The organism is Vibrio ichthyoenteri ATCC 700023, assembly GCF_000222605.1.
In the GTDB taxonomy this organism is placed as follows: Bacteria; Pseudomonadota; Gammaproteobacteria; order Enterobacterales; family Vibrionaceae; genus Vibrio; species Vibrio ichthyoenteri.
The window spans coordinates 1-3,499 of record NZ_AFWF01000129.1 but is presented as its reverse complement, the minus strand read 5'-3'; the positions used below and the strand labels follow the sequence as shown (position 1 = coordinate 3,499).

General features: G+C 41.3%; 6 protein-coding genes. 1 reads left to right on the top strand and 5 read right to left on the bottom strand.

Going from position 1 to position 3,499, the window contains the following annotated elements; translation table 11 throughout:
• The first annotated feature begins 415 nt into the window (after positions 1–415).
• Positions 416–688 carry a hypothetical protein gene (locus RH85_RS10150; protein ID WP_006712136.1) on the top strand — a complete coding sequence of 91 codons (273 nt, stop codon included), beginning with the start codon at positions 416–418 and terminating at the stop codon, positions 686–688.
• 91 nt (positions 689–779) lie between these two features.
• On the opposite strand, the gene RH85_RS10145 is transcribed toward RH85_RS10150, so the two are convergent.
• From RH85_RS10145 to RH85_RS10120, 5 genes are all read right to left on the bottom strand, one after another.
• The gene (locus RH85_RS10145) at positions 780–1,049 is read right to left on the bottom strand and encodes a hypothetical protein (RefSeq protein WP_006712135.1); all 270 of its coding nucleotides are present in this window, start codon (positions 1,047–1,049) and stop codon (positions 780–782) included.
• 15 nt (positions 1,050–1,064) lie between these two features.
• On the bottom strand, positions 1,065–2,030 hold the full coding sequence (locus tag RH85_RS10140) for a M23 family metallopeptidase (protein WP_006712134.1): 966 nt from the start codon (positions 2,028–2,030) through the stop codon (positions 1,065–1,067).
• A gap of 202 nt (positions 2,031–2,232) precedes the next feature.
• Entirely contained in the window at positions 2,233–2,490 is a 258-nt protein-coding gene (locus RH85_RS10130) for a hypothetical protein (protein ID WP_083824863.1), read from the bottom strand.
• 50 nt (positions 2,491–2,540) lie between these two features.
• Entirely contained in the window at positions 2,541–2,915 is a 375-nt protein-coding gene (locus RH85_RS23720; RefSeq protein WP_006712131.1) for a DnaB-like helicase N-terminal domain-containing protein, read from the bottom strand.
• Positions 2,916–2,954: 39 nt separating this feature from the next.
• On the bottom strand, positions 2,955–3,499 hold a 545-nt coding region (locus tag RH85_RS10120), incomplete at its 5' end, for a nucleoid-associated protein (RefSeq protein ID WP_006712130.1).

The following is a 3,499-nucleotide window of genomic DNA, read 5'->3' as shown; positions in this document are numbered from 1 at the left end:
TTCTAAGTGAACTACAAATTCTTATCCAATCAACACTTGATAAACGCTCTACGCCCAACCTCAGCGAAGAAGAGTTGCAGTTCATTTTCGACCTCTTCCAGAAAAAGCAATCTACACGCTAAACCTCAAATAAAGAACAATTTATATACACGATAGAAAACTCGATTCGCCAACCACGTAGGTATTGTCAACAATGTCAATATATGCAATTAGTTATGCGAGTGGATTCAATGGAAAGGATCATATTAACCAAGCAAAGCCCATGCAGTGGATACAGCGTTCATTGCTTACTCTGTGAGAATGCACTTCAGTGCGGTCAGTATTTAACGGCACTCTATGACATCCCTAACTCGCACTCTGATAAAAACAGCGTTACTATCGAACTCAACGAAACTCCATTGAACTAAGGCTCAATATGCTTGATATCTCTCAGCTATCGAAAGACGAACTACTTCTGCTGAATAAAAAGATCATCGAAAGAATCAAAGAAATAGACCGAAATGAAACGTCTCGTTCGATGCAAGACTTTAGATTAGGCGACAAAGTCAGCTTTACACCACCAAATGAAAAGCGCATCACTGGTATCGTAACCAAAAAAAACACAAAAACCATTTCAATTCTGACCGACTCCGGCAATCAATGGAATGTTCACCCGACACTCATCGAGCCCCGCGACAAAGCAATATGAACGACAATGATTGCCGATCGTAAAACTCAAAGCCTTGATAATATCTACTGTCGTAGTGGGTCAACTAAAGGTGAAAAACGACAATAAAACATTATTGCTTCTGAGCTTTTTTCTTCCTTGATAACCTAAGCAGTCGCCTAAACTCAATATAACTCATATTGAGCCCACTCTTCGCAGTGACTGCCAAGTACAACGAGGTAATATTAACGCCATTATCAAACGCTGCATCAATATCATCGATAATTTCGTCTATCAATTGCTCTCCGCTTAACACTATAGGATCGGGAGTTCTCAATAGCATGAATAATTGATGATAGCCTTCTTGAATCAAAGTTCGCTGCATACTTTTTCTATCTTTCATTACAGACCGATATGCCTACTGAACACGCTTAGTTAACATCGTGCCCCCTGTCACCGGCTCATCATGAGTTCGCAACATTGAAATCGTATTTTCTGCCGAATCATCAGGAGTCAACGATAACAATAATTTCTGATTCACTCTTTCTTCAACCAAGTCGGCTAACGCTCGCCAGTTCACTTTCTTTTCTTTTTCGAATGGCAACGAAAACGTCCCAACATTCCAATCCATGAGAGTTTTTGGGTCCAATGAACGCCCAACAAAACGCGTTTCATAATGCAAGTGTGGACCGGTTGAATTGCCAGAATTACCACAGGTGGCAATCAAATCACCTTTTTTAACAAACTGACCATTACGAGCTTTAAATCGATCAAGGTGCGCGTAAGAGGTCATAAATCCGTAGGCATGGCGTACTGTCATAAAATTACCAAAACCTTTTTTACTCGCTCTAACCGTTTCGATCACCCCGTCTGCTGGGGCAATTATCGGATCCCCTACGTTACAAGTTAAATCAATACCGGTATGTGTCTGCTTTCTACCTGAAATCGGGTTACTGCGCTTTCCATATAATGATGAGATACGCTTGTATTCAAGCGGGCTACCATTGGGTATCGCTTCAAGCATTGCCGTTTTTAACGCCGAATCCATCGCAACTAAATGCAAACGAGTTGACCAATCTAAACCTCGCTCCTCAATCTCACCTCCATCTAAGCCAAGAATCATCTCCACATCTTCAACTCGTTCACCAAGTAATGCCAACTGCGCATCACGTTGACTCATAACTTGAGATAACTCATGAACATCAGCTTGATAACCCGCATTTTCAGCTTCTAATTTTTGGTTAGTCAGATAGAGATCTGCAAAATTTTTCTGCTGGGCGGCATAGTTTCGTTCTAAATGAAGATAACCGATGGAACCAGCAGCAAAAGCAGCCCCTACAATACAATAAGCCCCAAGGCGAAGCTTACTAATTCGAAATGGCATATTATTCATACTCACAGAATATATTTATCACGTTTGATTGAGCGCCAGATAGATTTAACAATCTGAGTAACGATAAAGAGCATTCCCCATAAAACGGTTGCGAGCATTACAATCAAAATAATGACAAACGTAGGGGATGCGTTCCAGGCAAGAGTCATAAAACCGATCCAATCAGTCTCAAGCATGATCTTAGGCACCCTTATCATTCCTCAAAAAAACGAACTTCAAATTTTTTAAAACCCAGGGATTGTACCAGAGCGGAGAGATGATCGAGTCGCCACTCTCGTGGGGCGTTGATACGAGCATGACGTACAGCATAACGGCGCATTTCGGTGATATTCACTCCCACTAAATGAAATTTAGCTCGTGTTTCACTCGATTCCTGAGCTAAAATGAGATCAAGCGCTTTCAACTGAGCCATGCGCTTAAATTCACCTTCTTTGATGTATTCTAATTTCACGCAAAACACCATAATGACAATAACATTCTGCCATTATGTTTGTTTTATTGTTAAATGTCACAATTTTTATTAAACATTAATTGCCTCTGTTTGTATCTGTCTACCACCACATCAACGTACCTAACCGCATTTACTGCATTACTTTCCAGAACGACTAATTGCTGTAAATCGGAGTCAAATACTTCATTGTTTAATACCTCCCTCTTGGAAAGCTCACTAATCAGCATCTCTAAGCTTACATCCTTGTGAAAGGCCAACAACGTAGCCAATGAGTCAAATAAATATCGATGTGTTCTCCCATAAAACATATCTCGGTGAAGATGGTGTGAGACTTCAGACCAGGCAGCATTGTTATATAACAAACCACTAATCACATTAAGCTCAGCTTCAAGGCTATGAGGGGGGATTTGTGCTGTTCTTCGCATACAGACCTTATAATAATTCAATCAATTTTCACTAAACAATCAACGACGTGTCAGTTGATCGCGTAAATTAGGCGGTGTACCTTTTATCGTCAGCGTATCGGTCTCTGGATCGTAAAATATCCGCTCATCAAGCAACAGCCCATCAAATGTTAACGAGATCCCACCGCCGCTGCCGACAAATTTCGTGAGGAGCTTTAATGACCCACGCTCTACGGGAAACTGTGCATCGAGCTCAAACCCTTGCTCTTGAGTGAACGACTGGAAATTTTGACCATTAACACTGACAGGAAGTTCATTCGACAGCTCAGAGACCACCACATCATCACCCGACTTTAATTGGGCACTGCAATGATCAAATACCTGCTTACGGTATTGATAGGTTTCTTGTTTATCCAATTGTTGATCGGCACAAAAATCTTGCACCGCTTGCATGAGTACCTGGTTCTGAGCTTTGACGTCCAACCCCACTTCTGCATGAAGAAAATCGAGAAAGAAATCGGATACACCACGTCCTACGCGTCCTTTAATGTAGGTCAAATAGCGAACACTGTCTGAATTGCTCTCTTTATCGGACAGATTAAGAA

What these genes read in the sequence shown, in the direction of transcription:
- RH85_RS10150 (WP_006712136.1), top strand. Translation starts at nt 416, where the DNA reads ATGCTTGATATCTCTCAGCTATCGAAAGACGAACTACTTCTGCTGAAT.
- RH85_RS10145 (WP_006712135.1), bottom strand. Translation starts at nt 1,049, where the DNA reads ATGAAAGATAGAAAAAGTATGCAGCGAACTTTGATTCAAGAAGGCTAT.
- RH85_RS10140 (WP_006712134.1), bottom strand. Translation starts at nt 2,030, where the DNA reads ATGCCATTTCGAATTAGTAAGCTTCGCCTTGGGGCTTATTGTATTGTA.
- RH85_RS23720 (WP_006712131.1), bottom strand. Translation starts at nt 2,915, where the DNA reads ATGCGAAGAACAGCACAAATCCCCCCTCATAGCCTTGAAGCTGAGCTT.